This is a genomic window from Leptospira sp. B5-022 (genome assembly GCF_000347035.1).
In the GTDB taxonomy this organism is placed as follows: domain Bacteria; phylum Spirochaetota; class Leptospiria; order Leptospirales; family Leptospiraceae; genus Leptospira_B; species Leptospira_B cinconiae.
In genome coordinates this window covers 1-4,191 of sequence record NZ_ANIJ01000004.1, presented here as the reverse complement: position 1 = coordinate 4,191, position 4,191 = coordinate 1, and the positions used below count along the sequence as shown (strand labels likewise).

5 protein-coding genes are annotated in these 4,191 nt (G+C 37.0%); all 5 read left to right on the top strand.

All coding sequences use genetic code 11. The features are described 5' to 3' along the window. Nucleotides 1–104: 104 nt before the first annotated feature. Nucleotides 105–881, top strand: coding sequence for a nucleotidyltransferase domain-containing protein (locus LEP1GSC192_RS00085; RefSeq protein ID WP_036088544.1), 777 nt, complete (start codon nucleotides 105–107; stop codon nucleotides 879–881). A 205-nt stretch (nucleotides 882–1,086) separates the two neighbouring features. After that, nucleotides 1,087–1,656 carry a hypothetical protein gene (locus tag LEP1GSC192_RS19220; RefSeq protein ID WP_020767873.1) on the top strand — a complete coding sequence of 190 codons (570 nt, stop codon included), beginning with the start codon at nucleotides 1,087–1,089 and terminating at the stop codon, nucleotides 1,654–1,656. A 195-nt stretch (nucleotides 1,657–1,851) separates the two neighbouring features. Continuing rightward, the gene (locus tag LEP1GSC192_RS00075) at nucleotides 1,852–2,949 is read left to right on the top strand and encodes an SIR2 family protein (RefSeq protein ID WP_020767872.1); all 1,098 of its coding nucleotides are present in this window, start codon (nucleotides 1,852–1,854) and stop codon (nucleotides 2,947–2,949) included. 277 nt (nucleotides 2,950–3,226) lie between these two features. Then, the gene (locus LEP1GSC192_RS00070; RefSeq protein ID WP_036088542.1) at nucleotides 3,227–3,526 is read left to right on the top strand and encodes a type II toxin-antitoxin system HigB family toxin; all 300 of its coding nucleotides are present in this window, start codon (nucleotides 3,227–3,229) and stop codon (nucleotides 3,524–3,526) included. After that, nucleotides 3,527–3,922 carry a type II toxin-antitoxin system HigA family antitoxin gene (locus LEP1GSC192_RS00065; protein WP_020767875.1) on the top strand — a complete coding sequence of 132 codons (396 nt, stop codon included), beginning with the start codon at nucleotides 3,527–3,529 and terminating at the stop codon, nucleotides 3,920–3,922. It abuts the gene before it with no gap. Nucleotides 3,923–4,191 lie beyond the last annotated feature (269 nt).

Below are 4,191 nucleotides of genomic sequence, written 5' to 3'. Positions count from 1 at the left end.
TTTCGCTTTGTCACTCGTCTTGCAGAGCAAGTCTCGTGCCAAGTCCTTACGGACTCGCGAAACGTCGGAACACCTTGGTCGTTAGACGCAATAGCCAAAAAATTATGATTATACAAGAAATTAAAAACAAAATAGAAAACAAATTAGTTCAAATAGAGAATGAATTTGACGTAGAAGTTCTCTTTGCTATCGAATCCGGTTCACGGGCCTGGGGTTTTGAATCTTTAGATAGTGATTATGATGTAAGATTCATTTACAAACATTCGCAAAATTGGTATTTGAATGTTCTTCCAAAGAGGGACGTCATAGAAATGCCAATTCTCGATTTAATGGATTATAGCGGTTGGGATCTGAAGAAATCGTTATTTTTGATGAATAAATCAAATCCGGTCTTGTTTGAATGGCTTAGATCGCCAATAATTTATAAAAAGAATGATCAGTTTTATGATCTATTCTTTGCATTGTCTAAACAATACTTTTCGCCCATTGGGACGGTTTATCATTATTTAAAAATGGCAATGGGTAATTACAAAGGTTACTTAAAAGGCGAGAAAGTTAAGGTAAAAAAATACTTCTATGTGCTGAGACCATTGTTAGCTTGTGCTTGGGTAGAGCAAATGCGAACTTCTCCTCCTATGGAATTCGAAACACTAATGAACGAAATCTTAAGAGATGGAGTAGTTAAAGATATAATCCTTGAGCTACTTCGTAAGAAAAGAAGTGGATTAGAGTTGGGCGAAGAAAATAGAATAGAAATTCTGAACCAATTTATTGAGAAGCAAATTGAACATTTTGAAGAATTGGTTAAATACTTTGATCCTGCATTTAAACCGGATCCAATGAATCTAGATATAGCATTTCAGCAGATTTTGTCTATGTAGTATTGGCTACAGCGTCTAACTGTCGCCTCAGCCGCAGCGCTGCGGGATCGCTAAAGCGACCCTTGCTTGGCCTGACGGCACATTTCGCTTTGTCACTCGTCTTGCAGGGCAAGCCTCGCGCCAAGTCCTTATGGACTCGCGAAACGTCGGCTAGGCTTGGCCGTTAGGCGAAAGAGCGCAGGAATTATATTTTAAAGGAAATTTCATGTTTAGAAAAATTACAATTGTTTATATAGTCTTAGGCATACTAATTCTGGGGGAATTATTTCCTCAAGAGATTAAACAACTTCCTAACCCTCCAGAGGGCTATCAATGGCTTTCCTTGAAGGAAATAAAAGGATTTATACTAAAACCAAAAAATTACTACTTCAAAACAGAAGTGAAAGGGGGGACTATAGCGTACTTTGTAACGAAGGAGGATATTGATAAACTTGGAAGATTCAAGACAGGTTTAAGTATTAATGTTGTCCGAGGTTTGAAAGATAAAAAGGCGATAGACTTAGTGGGGAGTTACTATGAATCATATAAGTCTAAACAAAATTTGCTAAGCTCAGATAGAATTACTCTTGATGTTATTGACGGAGTACGGATTCGCTTCGTCGATTTGAATGAAGCCGAAAATGAAAAAGTAAGACAAGAGATAATATTCTTAGCAAATACGAAAACTAATACTTTTTACATTATTAGCTTTGAATATCCGGAAAAAGACGCGTCAGCAAGTGAAAAAGTAGGTCCGACAATTCTCAATAATTTGGCTTTGGAAACAGAGATTTAGTTATTTTTTTGCAGCCTATCTGCGCTCCATCGCCTAACTTTCGGTGCTTCCGCAGCGCTGCGGGCTTGCTACGCAACCCTTGCTTGGGCTTCGCCACATTCGCGTCCGTCACTTCGTTTGCATGGGCAAACTCGTGCCGTTGCGAACGTCGGAACACCTTGGTCGTTAGACGCAATATAGGCTAAAATTTTAAGTATGGGTGAAAAACTAATTTCAGACGTTGATAACTTGGTTCCAGGGAGTTCAGTAACCTTTTTCCTTGGGTCCGGATTTTCGAAGGCGTGGGATAAGACATTTCCTAATTCTGAAGAATTATTTACTATTCCTTCGACATTATTTAATGAGTTATCTTATTTGCCGTCACTATTTTTTTCAAATAGCAAATGGGAATCATTTAAGGATGGTATTAGTTTTAAAGAGCTTAGAGAAATTGTTTATGAAATAAGCATGTATTTACGTTATCCTGAAACGAGACCTAGTTATATTGATCGAAATAATGCCTCATTTTTACTGTCTGAGATTAAAAATGTTGTAAGAAGAAATTTTTCACAGAAAGCAGAGTATTATAAAGTACACGGAAATAATGATAAATTCTACCATGAAAAGCCTCTTGAACAAAATCAGAATAAGATAATTAAATTTTTTAAAGAAATTTTAAAGTCCCATGTGGTCGATGAACCTATAGTTGCAAATAATATAAAGTTTAATATCTTCACTACCAACTACGATTCCGTTGTCGAATTGATTTTGGATAAGATTTACCCTGGTCCAATATTCAATTTGCTTTATCGAGGAATAACTCCTTCCATTATAAATGGAAAATACCAATATTCCCGTATGATTGGATCCCAGTATCTTATCAACTTATTTAAAATTAATGGCGGATTTGAAATATTTAAGAGCGATGAAAATTATATACTTGATTATTCAGATGTCGCAGATCTCAAGTTTAATAATACTCCACTAATTATGCTGCCTTCGAAGGAGCAAGATTATAATGAAGATTACTTTAAACAATTATTTCAAAAAACAGTTCAAATGTTTAAAGAGACTGATATCTTAATAGTAATTGGTTATAGCTTTTCAGAAGAAGACGCTTTACTTCGATTTTTGTTAAGGCAATTTGCAGAAGGATATCATGACTTAGCCAGAAAGAAAGTATATTATATTGACTTTTCTGATGCACAGGTAATGCGAAGAAAATTGGTAACTGTGTTCCCTCAGCTTATGATACAACCTCCTTCTAATATTGAAATATCTAGTAAAGGCTTCATTTCATGGTTAGATTCTTAAGTTCCGCCTATACTGCGTCTAACTTCCGGTGCCTCCGCGCCGCTCGGGGCTCACTTCGTGACCCGCTCGCTTGGGCTACGCCACATTTGCTTCTGTCACTTCGTTTGCAAAGCAAACTCGTGCCATTGCAAACGTCGGAGCACCTCGGTCGTTAGCCGCCAGTTTTGGGTATAATTTTCTCCATTGTTACAGCGAGCGTCCGTGCTCGCGATTCAAAGGTGATGTGATGGAAGAAAAAGAATTGTTCCCAAAAGGGTAACATTTTATAATAGTAAACGTGCGGGTTATCTCTAGGAAAACTTTGAGAGATTTCTATGAAAATCCCAAATATGCAGATTCAAAGACCTCCATTGAAATCTGGTATAAAGATGCTTCAAAATCGATCTGGACTTCGCCTAGTTCAGTAAAAGAAAAGTATAGAAATGCGAGTTTTTTAAAAGATAATCGAATCGTCTTTAATATTCATGGAAATAAGTATAGGCTGATTGTAAAAATACATTATAATCTACAAACTGTCTTCATTCGATTTATAGGAACCCATGAGCAATACGATAAAATTAATGCAGAGGAAATCTAGATGGAAATTAAGCCAATAAAATCTGCTAAAGATCATGAATTAGCTCTTAAAGAGATCGAAAAACTTTGGGATGCCAAGAAAAATACACCCGAATATGATAAATTGGACATCTTAATAACGCTTGTTGATTCTTACGAAAATAAGCATTTTCCAATTGAAACTCCGGATCCAATCGAAGCCATTAAATCAGTAATGGAAGAAAAGAATTTGAAGAATGTAGATTTGGGAAATTGGATAGGTGGGAGGAGTAGGGCGACTGAGATTCTTAATAAGAAAAGAAAACTGACCTTAGAAATGATAAGGAAAATTAATAAGAATTTAGGGATTCCTACAGAGATTTTGGTTAAGGATTACAAAATCAAAAGTAATATTACTAAAACACGGGTTAGAGCATAAACGCCATCCCTGGCTCAATCTACTGCAGATCGAACCCAAAACCAGCGGCTAACTGTCGGTGCTTCCGCAGCGCTGCGGGCTTGCTACGCAACCCTTGCTTGGCCTACGGCACATTTCGCTTTGTCACTCGTCTTGCAGAGCAAGTCTCGTGCCAAGTCCTTACGGACTCGCGAAACGTCGGAACACCTTGGTCGTTAGGCGCACATCCGATAACTTTTTTCTTTTTACTTTAGGGTTAAATATTTTTTAAATAGAGCCGTATTAAATTT